Origin of the sequence: Cryptosporangium minutisporangium (assembly GCF_039536245.1) — a bacterium.
Lineage (GTDB): Bacteria > Actinomycetota > Actinomycetes > Mycobacteriales > Cryptosporangiaceae > Cryptosporangium > Cryptosporangium minutisporangium.
This window is the reverse complement of record NZ_BAAAYN010000032.1, coordinates 1-18,899: the sequence shown is the minus strand read 5'-3', so window position 1 is coordinate 18,899 and position 18,899 is coordinate 1. Positions and strand designations below refer to the sequence as shown.

Here is an 18,899-nt window from a genome sequence, read left to right as displayed (position 1 = left end):
GCGCGCTGTTCGCCGCGATCGGCGACGGCCGGATCAGCCAGGGACAGCTGATGGACATGACCGGCAATCCGCCCGCCCTGGAGTGGTACGAACACCTCTGACGTCCCGCCTACCCCCTCCGGCCTCCGGCCCTACACCCCCCGCCCGCCCACCCTTTTTAGGAACCCTCAATGAAGCAAGTTCCGAAGAAGACCGGTGACTTCGGCATCGGCCAGATGATCCACTGCATCCACATGACCGATGACGTCAAGAAGCTGAACGACTTCTACCGTGACGTCTTCGGAGCGCTGGTCTACATGGGCGAGGACGAGCCCAACTACCTGCCGCCGGAGGACCGGTGGGCCAGCCTGATGATGGTCGGCGACCTCTGCATCGAGACGATGGCCCCGAACACGCCGGTGGACGCCACCAAGCCGGTCGGCAAGTTCTACACGAAGTTCGGCCGCCACTGGCACTCGGTCGGCTACCGGGTCGACGACCTGACCGGGCTGGCCAACAACATGATCGAGCGGGGCATTTACATCGGGCGGCCCGGCGGCGGCAAGGTCGAGAAGATGGACGAGGGCGTCGGCTACTTCTACCCGAGCCCGCGGGACATGTTCGGTCTGATGGCCGAGATGTGCACCCACGACATGCCGAACGACCCGCGGCTGAAGGACGACTGGTCGGAGCAGGCGGGGAAGTGGTCGGAGCACCCGCTCACGATCCGCCGGCTGGCCCACGTCATGCTCGGGGTGAAGGACCTGGACGCGGCGACCGCGTCGTACGTCAACCGGGTGCAGGCCGTGCCGCTGCAGAGCGGCGTCGACGACGTCACCCAGTCGAAGTTCCAGATCGTGCAGCTCGGTGACTCCCTGCTCAAGCTCGTCCAGCCGCTGGACGATGCGTCGGATCTCGGCCGTCACGTCGCGAAATACGGCAATATGATCTATGCGGTCACGTTCCGGGTCGCCGACCTCGACTCGGCCGAGCGCTGGCTGGCGAAGAAGAACATCCGCACCACCCGGCCGACCGCGACCACGGTCGCCGCGGACCCGGCCGACACGTGGGGCGCCCCCTACTTCTTCACGACGGAGTCCATCCCCAACGACCCGTTCGAAGACTGACCTGCCCGGACCCTAGGAGACTCCCCATGCCCATTTATTCGGTCGGTCAGCGCCTGCGCAGCGCGGTATCCAGCGTCGAGGCGGTCGTCGTCCGCGTCCCCAGCGGCGACGTGACGATCACCTGCGCCGGTGAGCCGATGCTGCGCCCCGACGACAAGGCGGAAGCCACCGCCGCGCCGGCGCACCCCGCGCAGCGGCACACGCTGCTGGGCAAGCGGTATTTGGACGAGGCCAGCAACCTGGAGGTGCTGTGCGTCGCCGCCGGCCCCGGCGAGATCGCGGTCGACGGGCGCACGCTCACGATCAAGACCGCCCAGCCCTTGCCCGCCTCGGACTGAGCGGGAGCAGACAGCACGAAGGGGGCAGCCGACGGCTGCCCCCTTCGTCGTATCCGCAGTCAGTACCAGCGCGCGGGCTGGCCCGTGCGGTGCGGCGCAGCGGCCGGTCGCGTGTCCTGGCGGGGGCGGACCACGAGGCCCTTGCCGATCGCCGCGTACACCTCCGGCTTGCTACCCCGCAGCACCAGCGCAGCGGCTACCCCGGCGCTGAACACGCCCGCAATGAGCAGTGGCACCAGCCAGACGGCCATCGGCGGCGCGCCCGGAGCCACCTCACGGATCCGGAACAACCCGTAGCAGAACAGCCCGCCGGTCGTGACCACCGCGGTGAGGCCCGCGATCACCTGGCCCTCCCAGCCGAAGAAGCCGCCCTCGTCGGCCTCGCCGCGCAGGAACCAGACCGCGGTCGCCGCCGAGGCCAGCGTCAGCGAGCCGAGGATCGCCAAGCCCGCCGTGACGATCAGCCACTGCGCCAGCACACCCGTGTCCGAGAACGACGCCACCAGAGCGATCGCACCGGCGAGTACGGGCTGCACGTACGTCGCCGCGGGCCGAGGCTGCCCACCGGGCACCCGGACCGCGAACGCCGGCGGGAGCACGCCGTCGCGCGCCAGACCGGCCACCTGCCGGGACGCCGCGTTGTTGAGCACGACGCCGGTGACGAACAGCCCGATCACCAGGTTGACCAATACCAGGTCGATGGCGAGTGACTGACCGCCGACGCCGGCGAACCGGGCGACCAGCGCCGGCACCAGGCCCTCTCCGTTGCCCGGCGCGGCAGCGGCGTTCTCCGCCCCGACCGCGACGCTGACCGCCCACGCGCTGAGCACCAACACCACCGTGGTGAGCCCGTAGGAGAGGACCGTCGCCTTCGGCACGGAGCGGACCGGATCCGCGAGCTCCGTGCTGTACGACGTGCCGACCTCGGAGCCGATGAACGCGGTGACGGCGAACACCAGCCCGACCGCGAACGAGCCGGAGAGCAGCCAACCCGGGTCCAGCGCGTCGAACGAGACGCTGTCGCCGGCCGGTGTGTTGAGTGCGACCAGGTCGAACCAGATGACGCCGATGAACTGCTCCACCGCCACCACGATCGCGAGCCAGACCACGACTCGGAGCGGAAGCAGGACCGCACCGAGGATGACCGCGAGACCGAAAACCAGGGCCACGGTGGGCGAGAGGTCGATGTCGAAGACGCTGGCGACCAGCGCCTCCAGGATCCGGGCTAGCAGGCCGTAGAACCCGGCAGCGATGCCGAGGTAGGCGACGAAGACGAGCGCGGCGGTACCCAACCCGATCGTGCGCCCGAGGCCGAGGGTCACCTGCACGTAGAGGCCGCCGGTGTGCCGGATCTGACGGCCCAGGCCCCGGTACCCGACGACGTAGGCGAGCAGGATCAGCCCGGCGATGAGGAACACCAGCGGCGTCGCGACGACCCGTCCATGAGCCCAGGCGGCGGGTACCACCGACCAGAGCAGCATGAGCGGGGCGTGCGCGATGACGAGGAGCGCGACGAGGTGCGGCGTCCGTAGGCCGGCGGTGGTTCGGGAGCCGGCCGGAGGACGGCTCGGTGACAGGGGGTCGGACGGACCAGGGGTGGGAGCGATATGTGGTCTGGACGCGTCGTCGAGTCTGGACACGGGTGAGGCCCTTGTCGGGTTCGGGATCGGCCTCGGGGTTCGGATCAGCGAACCACGCCGCCGATCAGCTCTTGGGTGAGGGACAGAACGGTGCCGCGGTGCGCGCCGGTCGCCACCAGACCGCGCAAGCGCGGAAGGTAGCGGGGCGCGCCGAACCCGGCGACCGCTACGAGGCGGTCACCGGCGAGGTACGCGACGACGGTGCCCCGGACCGGGCCGCCGTCGAGTCCCTCCCCGACCAGGGGTAAGACGTTGTCGGCAAGGTCGGGACGGCCGACGAGCTGGATTTTCAGGCCGAACTGGTCGGACCAGACGTACGGCACCGCGGGCGCGGGCAACTCCTGGTCCAGGATGTCCTTGGCGACGACCGCGGCCTGGTCGACGGTCGTCGTCCAGTGCTCGGTGCGGCACCGGGCGTCGCGTTCGGTGTCCCACCACGCGGCGACGTCGCCCAGCGCCCAGACGTTCGGGGCGCCGATCACCCGGCCGATGCGGTCGCAGGCGATGCCGTCCGACGTGTCCAATCCGCTGCCGGCCAACCAGCCGAGGTCGGGGGTGGCCCCGATCCCGACCAGCACGATGTCCGCCGACAGCGTCGAGCCGTCCCCCAACTCGACGGTGTGCGCGTCGATGAACCGGCTCAGCGGGGTGCCACAGCGCAGGTCGACGCCCGCCTCGGTGAACAAGCGCGCGGTCAGAGCGCCGATCTGCGGCCCGAGAGCCCGTTCGCAGGTCGTCGGCGCCGCTTCCAGGACCGTGACGTCCAGCCCGCGGGTCCGGGCCGCGTGGGCGACCTCGGCGCCGATGAACCCACCGCCCACGACGAGCATCGACTGCGAGTCGCCGAGCGCGTCCCGCAGCGCGGTCGCGTCGTCGAGCGTCCGGAGTGTCCAGACCGCGTCCGGCTGCCCGGGCAGCGTGCGGGCGGTGACGCCGGTGGCGATCACCACCGCGTCGCCGGAGACCGTCGAGCCGTCTTCGAGCTCGACGATGTGCTCGCCTTCCGGCGCCACCCGCAGCCCGACCGCCGCCGCACCGAGTCGGTACGACACGTTCAGCTCGTCGAGTGCGGGCTTGTCCCGGAGGATCACCCGGTCGTGCTCCCAGACGCCGGACAGGATCTGCTTCGAGAGCGGCGGCCGGTCGTAGGGCGGGTGTTCCTCGGCCCCGATCAGCGTGATCCGGCCCTCGTACCCGTTAGCGCGCAGCTGCTCGACCGTGCGGACGCCACCGAGGCCGGCGCCGACGACAACGACATGTTCCACCATTGGATCTCCCCGACTCAGTCAGTCGCGCCGCAGCAGCAGCACGCCGCTGGGCGTCAGGCCCCCGCTGCTGACCACGGCCACCCGGGCGTCGGTCACCTGTCGGTCGCCACCGTCGCCGCGGAGCTGCACGATCGCCTCCTGCAGCAGGCCCATCCCGTGCGTGCGGCCGTGTGAGAGCTGGCCACCGTGGGTGTTCAGCGGCAGGATGCCGTCGCGCGCGATGTTCTTGCCCCCGTCCAGGAAGTCCTTCGCCTCGCCGATTCCGCAGAACCCGAGTGCCTCGATCCAGGACAGGCAGTTGAACGTGAAGCCGTCGTAGAGCTGCGCCACGTCGACGTCGTCCGGGCGCAGTGCGGTTCGGGTCCACAGGTGCGCCGCTGGACCGAGCACCTGCGGTTCGTGCGTCGACGTGCTCTGGTCCCACTCCACCCGCTCGATCAGCTGGGTGCCGACGGCCTCCACCCGGATCGGTGGCTTCCGCAGGTCGCCCGCGGTGTCGGCGGCCGACACGATCACCGCGATCGAGGCGTCCACCGGCACGTCGCAGTCGTAGAGCCCGAACGGCGTGGTGATCAGCCGCGCGCCGAGGTAGTCGTCCATGTTCATCGGGTCGCGGTAGGTCGCGGCCGGGTTGAGGCCTGCGTTCGCGCGCTGGTTGAGCGCGATCCAGCCGAGCGTCTCCCGGGTGGTGCCGTACTTGCGGAAGTGCGCTTGAGCGTTGATCGCCAGCCCGTGCGCGGCCGACGTGGCGCCGAACGGAACGGACCAGCCGCTGTCACCGGGCACGCGCCCGAACGTCGGCGCCAACTCGCCCCGCTTCTGCATCTCGTCGTGCGTCGACTGCCAGATCGTCCGGAAGCAGAGCACGTGCCGGGCCAGCCCGGCGGAGACCGCGAGCATCGCGGCGATGACCGACCCGCCGGGGCCGAACGTCTCCGCGCCGCCGTTGTACCAGGTGGGGCGGATCCGCAGCGCCGCCTCGAGCGCGGTGACGCCGCCCTCGCCGAACCCGCCCGCCGGACCGCCGCCCGGGTAGGTGGAGAGGCCGTCGATGTCGTCCATCGTCAGACCTGCGTCGGCGACCGCCGCCTCGCACGCCTGCACGGTCAGCGTCAGCGGGTCCACGCGCAGGCGCCGGCCCATGTCGGACGCGCCGACGCCGCTCAGCACGACATCGTCCTCGAACTTGCGGGTGGTGAACATCGGACGCACCCGGGCGCGGATCTCGGCCGGGCCCTCTTCGTCCTCCGGGAGCTGTCCCAGCTCACCGGCGACCGGTGTGAACAGCGGTAGCCAGACGTCCTCGACCTGCTCGAAGACGACCCGGACGCGCATGCCCAGCTGCACCTCGTCCGGTTCGACGTCGACCAGGCGGGTGGTCAGCCGGACCCCTTCGTCCTCCTCCGGCGCGACTCGGGCGATGACGTACGGCGCGGGCAGTCCGGGCAGCGCGAAGCGGTGGTTGACCGTGAAGCCGACGACCGTCCCGAAGCCGGACAGCGTCCGGATCTCCGACGCGGTGCTCCGGCAGCGCTGGCACGCCGGCTTCGGCGGATGGATCAGCCCCTTGCAGGAGGAGCACTGCTGCATCCGGAGCTGACCATCCGCCCCGGACTTCCAGTAGAAGTCGTTGAGCAGCGTGACGTAGGGCAGCGGCGCAGACATCTCAGGCCTCCCGCGGCGGGAGCGCGGCGACGAACGCCGGGTCCGGCTGCGGGCCGTCGACCTTCGACGCACCCCCCGGCGAGCCGATCGTCGCGAAGAACACCACGTTGGCCTCGGCGAACGGGCCCCACTTCGCGGGCAGGTCCTCCTCGAAGTAGATGGCTTCGACGGGGCAGACCGGTTCACAGGCTCCGCAGTCGACGCACTCCTCGGGCTGGATGTAGGCCATCCGGCCGCCCTCGTAGATGCACTCGACCGGGCACTCTTCGACGCACGCCCGGTCGAGCACGTCGACGCAGGGTTCGGCGACCACGTACGTCACGGTTGTTCTCCTTCGCAAACGAGGGGCGGCGGCGCCGAGCCAAGGCGGAGCCGGTACTCGGCTAGCCCTGTCGGCGCCGCCGCCCGTGACACCGACTCAGTCGGCCAGTTCGGCCACTGCCTTGCGCACCGTGACCGGCTCGGCCAGACGCTGTTCGTCGCAGACCTTCTGCAGCTTCGCGATCGTCTCGTCCAGCCCTGCACCGAGCCGCGGCCCGGGCGTGAACGTCGCGGGCAGGTGCTTCATCCCGTTGATGATTCCGGTGGTGTCGTAGTGCACCGCACCGGCTTTGTCGCAGACGAAGTCCGGCATCCGGTCGAGCACGTGCCGGATCATCGTCTTGAACGTCGCCCGCGCCACGTTCGAGCCGATGCACCGGTGGATGCCCAGGCCGAAGCTGGCGTGCCGGTTGCCCTTGCGGTCCAGCTGGATGCGGTGCGGGTCTTCGAACACCGTCTCGTCCCGGTTGGCCATCGCCCAGGAGAGCCAGATCCGCTCGCCCTCCTTGAACTGGGTGCCGGCGATCTCCGCGTCCAGGGCGATGGTCCGGCCGTCGCCCTGGGCGGGGGTGTAGAACCGCAGGAACTCCTCGGTCGCGGAGTCGCGCAGCGTCTCCCACTCCCGGTTGAGACGGTCCCGCTCCTCCGGGTTCTCCGACAGCCACTCCAGCGCGTGCGCGGAGAGCGAGGTCGTGGTGTCCAAGCCGCCGCCGATCAACAGACCCACGGCGCCCAGCACGTCCACGTGGGAGGGCCGCCCGCCGTTGACCTCCGCGTTGATCAGCGCGTCGACCAGACCCGGTCGCGGGTTCTCGCGGATCTCGTTGATCCAGTACTCGGAGCGGCCCCGGGCCTCCAGGTACTTGGTGAAGACGTCCATGATCTCCGGCGAGTCCGGCCGGGTGTAGACGGTTGCGTGCGCCGGCTCGCAGTGGATGATCCAGTCGGCCAGCGGCATGCCGAGCATCGCCATCGTCAGCACCGCCGGAACGATGTTGACGAAGTCGTCGACGAAGTCGATCTCCCCGGACTCGATCTTCTCGTCCAGGCAGGCCCGGGTGATCTCGTCGAGTACCGGCTGCCAGCGCTTCACTGCGGCCGGCGAGAGGTACGGGTTCAGTGCCTGCCGGTAGTGCCGCTGCTCCGGCGGGTCCATCTCCAGGAACCCACCGATCGGGTTACCCGGCATCCGCGGCGGGGGCGGGATGTTGATGCCCCAGTACCCGCGTTTGGTCTCCTCCTGGTCGTTCTCGTGCGACAGCACGTCGGCTCGGCGCGCGATGTCGAACACTTCCTTGTTGCCGCTGGTGAACCAGTAGCCGCCGTGCGTCTCGTTCCACGCCACCGGGGAGTCGGCGTGGAACTGGGTGGCGAGCTTCTCGAACTCGACCCGATAACGCGGAGAGTGCCGGTCGAGGTTGATGCGCTTTTGTTTCCGCTCGTCTTCGATGTCGCGACCGTCGATGGTCATCGATCCCTCACTCCGTACAGGTAGTGGGTTCCTCAGGACAGGAGCGGGCGGCTTCCTGCACGGGCGATCGGCGGCGTCGCAGGTTCGACGCCGCCGTCCCGCCGTCCCGAGCTCGGTTCAGTCGGTCAGTTCAGCCCTTGCCCTGCGCACCGTGACCGGTTCGGCCAGACGCTGTTCGTCGCAGACCCTCTGCAGCTTCTCGATCGTCTCGTCCAGCCCGGGACCGAGCCGCGGCCCCGGAGTGAACGTCGCCGGCAGGTGCTTCATCCCGTTGATCACACCGGTCGTGTCGTAGTGCACCGCACCGGCTTTGTCGCAGACGAAGTCCGGCATCCGGTCGAGCACGTGCCGGATCATCGTCTTGAACGTCGCCCGCGCCACGTTCGAGCCGATGCACCGGTGGATGCCCAGCCCGAAGCTGGCGTGCCGGTTACCCTTCCGATCCAGCTGGATCCGGTGCGGGTCCTCGAACACCGTCTCGTCCCGGTTGGCCATCGCCCAGGAGAGCCACAGCCGCTCGCCCTCCTGGAACTGCGTGCCGGCGATTTCGGCGTCCACCGCGATCGTCCGACCGTCCCCGACCGCCGGGGTGTAGAAGCGCAGGAACTCCTCGGTCGCGGAGTCGCGCAGCGTCTCCCACTCCCGGTTGAGACGGTCGCGGTCCTCCGGGTTCTCCGACAGCCACTCCAGCGCGTGCGCGGTCAGCGCCGTGGTGGTGTCGAACCCGCCGCCGATCAGCAGACCCACGGCGCCGAGGACGTCCTTGTCCGACGGCGGTGCCCCGTTGATCTCCGCGTTGATCAGCGCGTCGATCAGACCGGGACGCGGCTCCTCCCGGATGCGCTGGATCCACGACGCGGTCTTGGCCCTGGCGTCCATCATCATCTGGAAGACCTGCATGACGTTCGGCGAGTCCGGACGTGTGTAGACGCTGGCGTGCGCCGGCTCGCAGTGCACGATCCAATCGGCCAGCGGCATGCCGAGCATCGCCATCGTCAGCACCGCGGGCACGACGTTGGCCAGGTCGTCGACGAAGTCGATCCGCCCCGACTCGATCTTCTCGTCCAGCGATGCCCTGGTGATCTCGTCGATCACCGGCTGCCACCGGGCCACCGCGGCCGGGGACAGATACGGGTTCAGCGCCTGCCGGTAGTGCCGCTGCTCCGGCGGGTCCATCTCGAGGAACCCACCGATCGGGTTACCGGGCCGACGCTGCGGCGGCGGGATCGAGATCCCCCAGTAGCCGCGCTTGACCTCGTCCGGGTCGTTCTCGTTCGACAGCACGTCAGCCCGGCGCGCGATGTCGAACACTTCCTTGTTGCCGCTGGCGAACCAGTAGCCGCCGTGGGTCTCGTTCCACGCCACCGGGCACTTGCTGTGGAAATCGGTGGCGAGCTTCTCGAACTCGACCCGGTACTGCGTGGAGTGCCGGTCGAGGCTGATGCGCTTGCTCTTCCGGCCGTCCGTCTCCCGGACGTCGTCGATCGTCACGAATGCTCTCCCAGCTCAGAACAGGATGATGGCCTGCTCGGGGCAGGTACGAGCGGCTTCCTTCGCGAGCGTCTCCTTGTCGGCGGGGACGTCCTCATTGACGGCGGACGCGTGGCCGTCGATGTCGCTGAGTTCGAACAGTTCGGGGGCGGTCATCGCACACAGCGTGTGCCCCTGGCAGATCTGCGGGTCGACACGAACCTTCATGGGGAGCCGTACCTCCGGTTTCCGACGTGCCGGTCAGACGTGGTAGTCCTGGAACTTCAGGTAGGAGCCCGCATCGACCCGCATCTGCATGCCGGTCACGTAGCGGGCCTCTTCGGACGCCAGGTAGAGCACCGCGTTGCTGATGTCGACCGGCTCGACGTACGGAACCGGCATCAGCTGCTGGAAATAGAACGCCATCTCCGCGTCCTCGCGGGTGGGGTTCTCCAAGTCGGGACGGAACGCCTTGTACATCGGCGGGCTCTGCAGCATCGGGGTGTTGCAGTTGGTCGGGTGCACCGCGTTGGCGCGGATGCTCTTGGTAGCCAGGTTGCGGGCGAGCTCGTGGATGAACTCGCAGACCGCCTTCTTCGCGTACTGGTACGACGCGCCACCCGGGTCCTGACCGACCGATCCGGCCGCTCCGAGACCCGCACCGGTCATCGCCACCGCGGCCGACGAGGTCGCGATGATCGAGGCGCCTGCCTTGAGGTGCGGCAGCGACGCGTGGATCGCGTTGATGACGCCGACCAGCAGGGTGTCGACACCGTCCATCCAGGCCTGGACCTGGGGCTCACCCTTCATCGGCGCGATGCCGGCCTGGGCGACCACGATGTCGAGGTGACCGAGCTGGGCGATGCCCTGCTCCACCGCGGCGATCAGCTGCGACCGCTCCCGCACGTCGGCCTCGACCGCCACGATCCGCCGGTCGAGTGCCTCGACCAGCCGGACGGTCTCCTTCAGGTCGTCCGGAGACGACATCGAGTAGTTCACCGTCTCGAAGTCGCGGCAGATGTCCACCGCGATGATGTCCGCGCCCTCCTCGGCGAGCCGGACCGCGTGGCTGCGGCCCTGCCCTCTGCCCGCGCCGGTGACGAACGCGACCTTGCCCTCTACACGTCCCGCCATGTGCTTGACCTCGCTGTCTGTGGTTGTTCGCTGTTCGGACCGGCTCAGCCCGCGGCCGCGGTCGGCCAGGCGATGGTCTTGACCTCGAGGAAGTCCTCGAGACCCTCGGTGCCCCACTCACGGCCGAGGCCGCTCTGCTTGTAACCGCCGAACGGCGACTGGACGTCGAACCAGTTGCCACCGTTGACCCCCACGGTGCCGCTCCGCATCCGCCGGGCCAGGCCCATCGCGCGCTCGAAGTCAGCGCTGTGCACGGCACCGGAGAGGCCGAAGATCGTGCTGTCGGCGATGCGCAGCGCGTCCTCGTCGTCGTCGAACGGAAGGACCACCATGGCCGGGCCGAAGATCTCGTCCTGCGCCACCGCGGACTTCGGGTCGACGCCGGTGATCAGCGTCGGCTCGACGTAGTAGCCCTTCTCGAACCGGTCCTGCGGCTTGCCGCCGAGCGCGATCCGGCCGTCGCGGGCGGCGGCCTCGTAGTAGCTGAGCACCTTGTCGCGCTGCGCGGCGTTGATCACCGGGCCCATCAGGTTGCCCGGGTCGGTCGGGTCGCCCCACGGCATCTGCGCCATGACCGCGGCCAACTGCTCGACGGTCTCGTCGAGCTTGTTCCGCGGGACGAGCAGGCGGCTCTGTACCGCGCACCCCTGACCGGCGTGCACGACGATGCCCATCGCCAGGCCGGGCAGGATCTGCGCGAAGTCGGCGTCGTCCAGCAGGATCGCGGCGGACTTACCGCCGAGCTCCAGCGTGACCCGCTTGATCGTCTCCGAGGCGGCGGCCATGACCTTGCGGCCGGTGCCGGTGGAGCCGGTCAACGTCACGTGGTCGACGTCCGGGTGCGTGGCGAGGATCTGCGCCACCGCGTTGTCCGAGGTCGAGACCACGTTCAGGACGCCGGCCGGGATGTCGGTGCGCTCGGCGGCGATCCGTCCCAGCGCCAGCGCGCTGAACGGCGTGTCCGGAGCGGGCTTGAGCACGACCGTGCAGCCGGCCGCGAGCGCGGCGGCCGTCTTCGCGATGTTCAGGTAGAACGGGTAGTTCCACGGGGTGATCGCGGCGACGACGCCGGCGGCCTCGCGTCGGACGATCCGGCTGGTGGCCGCGCCGTAGAACTCCTTCTCCGGCAGCGAACGCTCGAACTCGTAGCTGCCGAGCAGGTCGATGTAGTGGTCGATGAACCCGATCGGGCCTTCGAGCTGGATGGCACCGGTCAGCGCGACCGGGCTGCCCGACTCGGAGACGACGATGGTCCGTAAGGCCTCGACGTCCTCCCGCAGCGCGTCCCGCAGCTGGATGAGGCAGCGCCGGCGGAGCTCTACGTCGGTCGACCACGAGGTGGTGTCGAAAGCGCGCCGGGCGGCGCCGATCGCGCGCTCGACGTCGGTGGCGTCGGCGTCGGGAGCGGCGCCGATCACCTCCTCGTTAGCCGGGTTGATGTTGTCGAACGTACGGCCCCGCCCGGCGGCGACGAGTTCGCCGTCGATGAGCAGGCGTTCACCAAGGGATGTCATGGGGAGCTCCGAGGGGGTGAGATTCAGGCCATTGCGCGAGCGTGTTCCGGGACCGGCAGAAGGTCGGCGAGCGTGCGGTGGGCGGCCCCGAGCGCCCCCAGGTCACCGCCGAGGTCGGCGACGACCTGGCGGACCACCGCCACGTCCTTGCCGATGAACTCCCCGGCGGCCGCCGCGAACCCGGCGACCGAGCGGGCCCGCGCGACGCCCTCCAGCGCGCGACTGGACGAGCTGCCGTGCGGCAGTGCCTCCAGTAGCGACTGTTCGGACACGCCGAGCTGTGCTCCCAGGTCGACGGCCGCGGCGAGCAGGCCGAGGTTCGCGGCGAAGATCGCGTTGTTGATGAGCTTGACCCGCTGCCCGTTGCCGCGGGGACCGACGTGCAGGATCGGGTCTCCGTAGGCGGCGAGCACCGGCCGGGCCCGGGTCACCGCGTCGTCGTCGCCGCCGACCAGCAGCGTGATCCGACCGGCGACGATGTCGTGCGGCCCGCCGCTGACCGGAGCGTCGAGCACCTCGATGGCCCGTCCGGCGGCGCGCTCGGCCAGCGCGTCGACCGTGCCGGGGTGGCCGGTCGTGTGGACGATCAGCAGCGCACCGTCCGGGAGCGCGTCGACCAGGCCGTCGTCGAGCCCCACCTGGCGGACCTGGTCGTCGGTGTGGACGCAGACCAGGACCGCCTCGGCGTCCGCCGCGACGTCGGCGAGGTCGCGCACCGGAGTGGCACCGTCCTCGGTCAGCGCCGCGGCCGCGGCGTCGGTCCGCGCGAGTACGCGGACCTCGTGCCCGGCAGCGACCAGGCGCTGCACCATCGGACGGCCGATGCGACCCGCACCGACGAAGCCGAGTCGCATCGTCGCTCCTCTTCTGNCGCGCACCGGAGTGGCACCGTCCTCGGTCAGCGCCGCGGCCGCGGCGTCGGTCCGCGCGAGTACGCGGACCTCGTGCCCGGCAGCGACCAGGCGCTGCACCATCGGACGGCCGATGCGACCCGCACCGACGAAGCCGAGTCGCATCGTCGCTCCTCTTCTGGGGGTTTGCCGAGTTGCCGGAGAGACGGGTCAGGCCGGGAAGTTGAAGAGCCGGCGGGCGTTGCCCTCGACGATCAGCCGCGCCTCGTCGTCCGGCACGTTCGCCAGCTGCTCACCGAGCACCTTGCGGGTGTGCGGCCAGTTGCAGTCCGAGTGCGGGTAGTCGCTCTCGAACAAGATCTGGTCGACGCCGATCGAGTGCCGCAGGTCGATGCCGTTCTGGTCGGAGATGAAGGCACCGTAGATGTGGTCCTTGAACAGCTCCGACGGCTTGCGCTCCTGGTCGATGTTGCACCAGTACTTGTGCCGGCCCCACGAGTAGTCGGCGCGCTCGAGGATGTACGGGATCCACCCGATGCCGCCCTCGGAGAGCACGAACTTCAGGTTCGGGAACTTGTAGAAGACCGGCGACATCAGCAGGTCGACGCAGGCCATCATCGAGTTGATGCCGAACAGCGCGATCATGACGAACATGTCGGCGTCCGGTGCGGTGCCCTGCGGCGCGCCACCCGACCCGAAGTGCACCGAGAGCGGGAGGTTGGCCTCCTCGCAGGTGCGGAGCAGCGGGTCCCAGTGGTCGGTGTGGTAGCTCGGCAGGCCGACGCGGTGCGGCGCCTCGAGGAACGAGACCGACTTGGCGCCCTTCGCCGCGGTGCGCTCGACCTCCTTGACCGCCGCCCGGACGTCCCAGAACGGGACCATCACCAGCGGGATCTGCCGGTCGGGCGCATAGGCGCACCACTCGTCGAGGATGAAGTCGTTGTACGCCCGGATGCACTCGGCGGCGAGATCCTTGTCCTCGCAGGCGTAGAACGTGCTCCCGGCGAAGCCGCCCATGTTCGGGAAGCACAGCTGCGCCCAGACGCCTTCGGTGTCCATGTCCTTGATGCGCTCGGCGATGTCGTGGCAGCCGGGGCGCATGTCGTCGTAACTGCGCGGGTCCATGCCGAACTCGCGCGGGTGCTTGCCGGCGACCGCGTTCAGCGCGAAGTTGCCGGACGGCTGACCGTTGAAGATCCAGGTGTCGTTGCCGTCGGGCAGCCGCTCGATCCGCGGAGCGACGTCCTGGTACTTCTGCGGCATCCGGTCGAGCCAGACTCGGGGGTGCTCGATCACGTGGTCGTCGACCGAAATGATCTTGGCGTCATCGGGAAGCGGCATCAGCGTGCCTCCAATCAGGAATGAAAGTTGATCGACCGGCCCGTGCCGGCCGACCCGAGCTGGATGAACGCCGGAGGCTGGAGAGCCCCCCTCAGTTCGGTCAACGAGGGTGTTGCATCGTGTTGAGCGCTGAGTCGGCGGCGGGAAGCACGGCGCCGACCTCCGTTTCCGCCGCGGTGGCCAGCTCGACCGCGAGCCGCACGTCCTTCTGCAGCAGGGGTCCCGCGATCGGCGCCATCCGGGCAGCGTCGTAGTCGCCTCCGGGCAGCACCGCCGACGCGGCGAAACTGTTGCCGCTCCCCGAACCGAAAACCTTGGCCAACGCAGCCAGGTCGACGCCCAGCTCCCGACCCAGTGCGTACGCCGACTCGGCGACGCCCAAGTGCGCGGTGAACAGCAGGTTGTTGAGGATCTTCGCCACCTGGCCCGCGCCGACCGGCCCTAGGTGCAGGATCGGGTTCGCGTAGGTCTCGAACACCGGCCGGACCTTCTCCAGCGTCGCTTCGTCGCCGCCGACCATGACGAGCAGGCGCTGCTCGGCCGCCGCGTGGCCGCCACCGCTCACCGGGGCGTCGATCAGCGTGACGCCCTGCCGCGCGGCCTTCTCGGCGAGCGCGCGGCAGGTGTCCGGGTGCACGGTGCTGTGCACGACGATCACACCGCCCTCGGCGAGGCCGGACAGCACCTCGTCGCCGATCTCGCGCACCCCGGCGTCGTCGACCACGCAGAGGCAGACGACATCGCTGGCCTTGGCCAGCGCCGCGGGCGAGTCCGCGACCGTGGCGGCGGTGTCGGCGTAGGGCTTTAGCGACTCGGGCCGGCGGGCCCAGAGCGTGGTCGGGTAGCCCGACTCGACGATCCGGCGCGCCATCGGGCCGCCCTGGCTACCCAGACCGATGAAGCCGACCCGCGGACGGGGACCGCCCTGGCTACCCAGACCGATGAAGCCGACCCGCGGACGGGGACCGCCCTGGCTACCCAGACCGATGAACCCGCCGGGACTCTCGGGGGTCGTCGGCGTGGTCACGTGACCGCCCCGGCGATCTTGAAGTTCAGCGACTGCTCGTCGGAGAAGCCGAGCTCGGCCAGGATCTGGTCGGTGTGCTCGGCGAACTGCGGCGCCCGGGTGAGCACCGGCGGCTTCCGGTCGAACTGGACCGGGTTCGCCACCAGCTTCTGCGTGTTGCCCTCGTAGTCGACCACGTCGACGACGCCGCCGACGGCCCGCAGTTGCGGGTCGTTACCGACCTCGAACGTGTCCTGGACCAGCGCCCACTGGCCCTCCATGTCCTCGAAGGCCGCGACCCACTCGTCCTTCGTGCGGCCGCCGATGATCTCCGCGACGACCTCGCCGGCCTCCAGCGCGTTGCGCATCAGCTTCTCGGTGGTGTCGAAGCGCTCGTCGACGATGAGCTCCGGACGCCCGACGACCTGGCAGAAGTCGGCCCAGTACCGGCCCGGCTGCAGCATGCAGAGGTTGATCCACCGACCGTCGGAGGTGCGGTAGTTCCCGGTGAGCGGGTTGTTCGGGGTACCACCGGCGCGCGGCGCGAACTTCGGCAGTGGCCCGCCGGACTGCAACGCCAGGTTGACGTTGAGCTGGATCGCCCAGGCACCGACGCCGAGCAGCGAAACGTCGACGACGGACGGCTCACCGGTGGCGGCACGGGCGTAGAGGGCCGCGGCGATACCGCCGGCGATCGTCATCCCGCCGATGTTGTCGCCGTAGGCGCCGGCCGGCGGAGGGGTGGGGGCCGCGGCACCGTCGGGAGTCAGCGCGTCGGCCGTGCCGGCGCGGGCCCAGTACGCGGTGCCGTCGTAGCCGCCGCTCTCCGCCTCCGGCCCGGTGTGCCCGAACGCCGACCCGACGACGAAGATGATGTTCGGGTTGACCGCACGGACGTCGTCGAGGTCGATGCCGAGCTTGCGGCGCGCCGCCGGGAGGAAGTTCGTCAGGAATACGTCGCTGCGCCGGATCAGCTCGTGCAGGACCTCTTTGGCCTCCGGCTTCTCCAGCGATAACCCGAGGCTGCGCTTGCCGCGGTTCGGGCCCTCCATGATCGGCGCGAACGTCGAGTTCTTCGAGATGACGTCGTGCCCGAGCGCCTTGACCAGGCCGCGCTGGGCGTCACCCCGCTCGGCGTGCTCGATCTTCACGACGTCGGCGCCCCAGTCGGCCAGCACCGCACCGGCAGCCGGCACGTAGGTGAACTGGGCGACCTCGAGGACCCGGACGCCTTCCATCGGCCTTAACACGTGACGCACCCTCATCTCTGTCACGGGCCGGGGCGTCCCGGCGGTCATGCCGCACGGGAAGTCCCGGCGGGGACTCCGGTGACCTGAGGTGGAAGCGCCGCCGCGGTGTCGACCACTCACCGTGGTGACGCGCGGCGGATGCGGACCGGCGGGCGATGACCGCCCCGTCGGCGACAGACCTGCGCTCCGGGCGGTCTGTCGTGCTCCTCCACGTCGAGGAAACCGAGAACATCGTATAGTTCTAAAACTATCAATCTCAAGGGCTTCAAGAATCTTCTCCGAAGCCGTTTATGCCAGGTCATACGCGGGATGCGCCCGAATCTGCGGCATTTGAGACTTGGAAATTCGTTGAAGTCTGCAACGGGGAGCGAACGTTCCTAGCACGTGCTAGGAACGTGCTAGGAACGCACCTTACGCGTGTCCTGCGTCACACGGAAGACATCCGGCGGAAGCATCGCCGACTTCCGAGATTCGAGCCGACCGGTCGGCTCCGGAGGTACTCTCGGTGGACTAGCACGTGCTAACGCACGCCCGAAACACGAAGAGAGAAGGCCGGCGTACATGGCTGGACGGGTGGAAGGAAAGGTCGCGCTGGTCACCGGCGCGGCGCGTGGGCAGGGCCGGGCGGACGCGATCCGGCTGGCACAGGAGGGCGCGGACATCATCGCGGTCGACATCGCCGGGAAGCTCCCCAGCGTCGACTACGACTCCCCGACTCCGGACGACCTCGCGGAGACCGTCGCGCTGGTCGAGAAGCACGACCGGCGGATCGTCTCGGCGAAGGTCGACGTCCGCGACCTGGCGGCGCTCACCACCGCGGTCGACGAAGGCGTGGCGCAGCTCGGCCGCCTGGACGTCATCGTGGCGAACGCCGGTATCTGTGTGCCCCGCGCGTGGGACCAGGTCACGCCGCAGATCTACCAGGACACGATCGACACGAACATCACCGGCGTCTGGAACACGGTGATGGCCGGCGCGAAGTACCTCGTCGAGGCGGGCGGCGGCTCGATCATCCTGATCAGCTCGGCCGCCGGGCTGAAGGTACAGCCGTTCATGGTGCCGTACACGACCAGCAAGTGGGCCGTCCGCGGCATGGCCAAGGCGTTCGCCGCCGAGCTGTCGCAGCACAACATCCGGGTCAACAGCGTCCACCCGACCGGTGTGGCGACCCCGATGGGCACCGGGGACATGCAGGTGGCGATCGGGACCGCGATCCAGACCTACCCCAAGCTGGCCGGCATGTTCGCCAACATGCTCCCGGTCGACATCACCCAGCCCGAGGACGTCGCGGACACGGTCCTGTTCCTCGCGTCGGACGAGTCGAAGTACATCACCGCTCACGAGATCGCTCCGGACGCGGGCGTCACCGAGTTCTGAGCAGGGTCGCCGCCGCGGGGCGGCCTTCTTGTTAGCGTGAGAGGCAGACGAGGGAAGGAGGCCGGTGGCTGCAGTGCGTCGTCCGCGGGTGACGAGTACGGACGTGGCGCGAGCCTCCGGCTTCTCCCGGCAATTGGTCGGGTTCGTCCTGAACAACACGCCGGGCCAGTCGATCCCCGAGTCGACCAGGGCCAAGGTGCTCCGGGCCGCCGAGGAACTCGGCTACGTCCCGCACGGCCCGGCGCAAGCGCTCCGCCGCGGGCGCGGGCGCACGGTACTGCTGGCGATCCCCGACCTGCCGCAGGGCGGGACGATGGGCGACATGATCGAGGTGCTCGCCGACGAGCTGGCCGCCGAAGGGCTGACCCTGGTCACCTACCTGCTCGGCGCCGAGCACCGGTCGCCACGGGAGGTGGCCGCCGCACTCGCCCCGGTCGCGGTCGTCGGTTTCCTGCCGTTCAGCGAGGCCGAGATCGCGACGTTCACCGCGAGCGGCGCGGCGGTGGTGCTGCCGCAGCCGGGAACGCGGTTCGGCTCCAACCTCGAAGAGGTCATGCGGCTGCTCGGCGAGATGCAGGTCGAATACCTCGCCGGCCGGGGCCACCGCCGGATCGTGTTCGCCGCACCGGACGATCCCCGGTCGGCGGGGCTGTCCGCGGGGCGGTACGAGGGCGCCCGGCAGGCCGCGGAGCGTCGCGGCCTGCCGTCGGTCGAGCGGTACGTGGTGCCGTCCGACGGCGCCGACGAGGCCGTCCGCGCCTGGCGCGCGGGCAGGCACCCGATCACCGCGGTCGCGTGCCACGGTGACGAGGTGGCGTTCGCGGTGCTGGCCGCCGCCCGGACGGCCGGCTTGCGGATCCCGGAGGAGCTGGCGGTGATAGGCGCCGACGAGCTGTCGATCGCCCGCTACGCCGAGCCGCCGCTCACCACGATCTCGATCGACGGGCGCAGCTCCGGCGTGGTGCTCGCGCGGACGCTGGTCGATCTGCTCGCCGATCGCACTCCCCCGCCCTTCGACATCCAGGACGGCATCACGCTGGTCCCCCGAGCCTCCGCCTGACGCGCGCCGCGCTGGCGGGCGGGGCGCGCAGGGCGCGGGGCGCTGGCGGGCCGACGCGGGCGGGGCGCGGGGCGGCGGGCGGGCGGG

At 70.0% G+C, this 18,899-nt stretch carries 17 protein-coding genes; 4 read left to right on the top strand and 13 right to left on the bottom strand.

All coding sequences use genetic code 11. The features are described from left to right. Positions 1-170: 170 nt before the first annotated feature. Positions 171-1,106, top strand: coding sequence for a VOC family protein (locus ABEB28_RS24740; protein WP_345730587.1), 936 nt, complete (start codon positions 171-173; stop codon positions 1,104-1,106). A gap of 26 nt (positions 1,107-1,132) precedes the next feature. After that, the gene (locus ABEB28_RS24735) at positions 1,133-1,444 is read left to right on the top strand and encodes a hypothetical protein (RefSeq protein WP_345730586.1); all 312 of its coding nucleotides are present in this window, start codon (positions 1,133-1,135) and stop codon (positions 1,442-1,444) included. A 59-nt stretch (positions 1,445-1,503) separates the two neighbouring features. Here the strand turns inward: ABEB28_RS24735 and ABEB28_RS24730 are convergent, their stop codons facing one another. The 13 genes from ABEB28_RS24730 to ABEB28_RS24670 form a co-directional block, all read right to left on the bottom strand. After that, the gene (locus tag ABEB28_RS24730) at positions 1,504-2,925 is read right to left on the bottom strand and encodes an APC family permease (protein WP_345730585.1); all 1,422 of its coding nucleotides are present in this window, start codon (positions 2,923-2,925) and stop codon (positions 1,504-1,506) included. A gap of 203 nt (positions 2,926-3,128) precedes the next feature. Then, the gene (locus ABEB28_RS24725; protein ID WP_345730584.1) at positions 3,129-4,352 is read right to left on the bottom strand and encodes an NAD(P)/FAD-dependent oxidoreductase; all 1,224 of its coding nucleotides are present in this window, start codon (positions 4,350-4,352) and stop codon (positions 3,129-3,131) included. 18 nt (positions 4,353-4,370) lie between these two features. Next, positions 4,371-6,017 (bottom strand): thiolase C-terminal domain-containing protein, encoded by a 1,647-nt coding sequence (locus ABEB28_RS24720; protein WP_345730583.1) that lies wholly within the window; start codon positions 6,015-6,017, stop codon positions 4,371-4,373. A 1-nt stretch (position 6,018) separates the two neighbouring features. After that, entirely contained in the window at positions 6,019-6,339 is a 321-nt protein-coding gene (fdxA, locus tag ABEB28_RS24715; protein WP_345730582.1) for a ferredoxin, read from the bottom strand. Between the two features lie 96 nt (positions 6,340-6,435). Then, positions 6,436-7,809, bottom strand: coding sequence for a cytochrome P450 (locus ABEB28_RS24710; protein WP_345730581.1), 1,374 nt, complete (start codon positions 7,807-7,809; stop codon positions 6,436-6,438). A gap of 117 nt (positions 7,810-7,926) precedes the next feature. Then, a complete protein-coding gene (locus ABEB28_RS24705; protein ID WP_345730580.1) occupies positions 7,927-9,300 on the bottom strand; it encodes a cytochrome P450 in 1,374 nt (457 codons plus the stop codon). Between the two features lie 15 nt (positions 9,301-9,315). Then, positions 9,316-9,507 carry a ferredoxin gene (locus ABEB28_RS24700; RefSeq protein WP_345730579.1) on the bottom strand — a complete coding sequence of 64 codons (192 nt, stop codon included), beginning with the start codon at positions 9,505-9,507 and terminating at the stop codon, positions 9,316-9,318. A 33-nt stretch (positions 9,508-9,540) separates the two neighbouring features. Next, positions 9,541-10,413, bottom strand: a complete 873-nt coding sequence (locus ABEB28_RS24695; RefSeq protein WP_345730578.1) for a mycofactocin-coupled SDR family oxidoreductase — start codon at positions 10,411-10,413, stop codon at positions 9,541-9,543. A gap of 44 nt (positions 10,414-10,457) precedes the next feature. Then, positions 10,458-11,927: an aldehyde dehydrogenase family protein gene (locus ABEB28_RS24690; RefSeq protein WP_345730577.1), complete on the bottom strand. Its 1,470-nt coding sequence runs from the start codon at positions 11,925-11,927 to the stop codon at positions 10,458-10,460. 23 nt (positions 11,928-11,950) lie between these two features. After that, positions 11,951-12,943, bottom strand: coding sequence for an NAD(P)-dependent oxidoreductase (locus ABEB28_RS24685; RefSeq protein WP_345730576.1), 993 nt, complete (start codon positions 12,941-12,943; stop codon positions 11,951-11,953). A 45-nt stretch (positions 12,944-12,988) separates the two neighbouring features. After that, positions 12,989-14,119, bottom strand: a complete 1,131-nt coding sequence (locus tag ABEB28_RS24680) for an amidohydrolase family protein (protein ID WP_345730575.1) — start codon at positions 14,117-14,119, stop codon at positions 12,989-12,991. 100 nt (positions 14,120-14,219) lie between these two features. Beyond that, positions 14,220-15,056, bottom strand: a complete 837-nt coding sequence (locus tag ABEB28_RS24675; protein WP_345730612.1) for an NAD(P)-dependent oxidoreductase — start codon at positions 15,054-15,056, stop codon at positions 14,220-14,222. An 86-nt stretch (positions 15,057-15,142) separates the two neighbouring features. Then, positions 15,143-16,375: a CaiB/BaiF CoA transferase family protein gene (locus ABEB28_RS24670; RefSeq protein ID WP_345730574.1), complete on the bottom strand. Its 1,233-nt coding sequence runs from the start codon at positions 16,373-16,375 to the stop codon at positions 15,143-15,145. A gap of 561 nt (positions 16,376-16,936) precedes the next feature. On the opposite strand from ABEB28_RS24670, the gene ABEB28_RS24665 reads away from it, so the two are divergent. Together ABEB28_RS24665 and ABEB28_RS24660 are read left to right on the top strand one after the other, a co-directional pair. Beyond that, positions 16,937-17,752, top strand: coding sequence for a mycofactocin-coupled SDR family oxidoreductase (locus ABEB28_RS24665; protein ID WP_345730573.1), 816 nt, complete (start codon positions 16,937-16,939; stop codon positions 17,750-17,752). A gap of 64 nt (positions 17,753-17,816) precedes the next feature. Next, the gene (locus tag ABEB28_RS24660) at positions 17,817-18,812 is read left to right on the top strand and encodes a LacI family DNA-binding transcriptional regulator (protein WP_345730572.1); all 996 of its coding nucleotides are present in this window, start codon (positions 17,817-17,819) and stop codon (positions 18,810-18,812) included. The last annotated feature ends 87 nt before the right edge of the window (positions 18,813-18,899 follow it).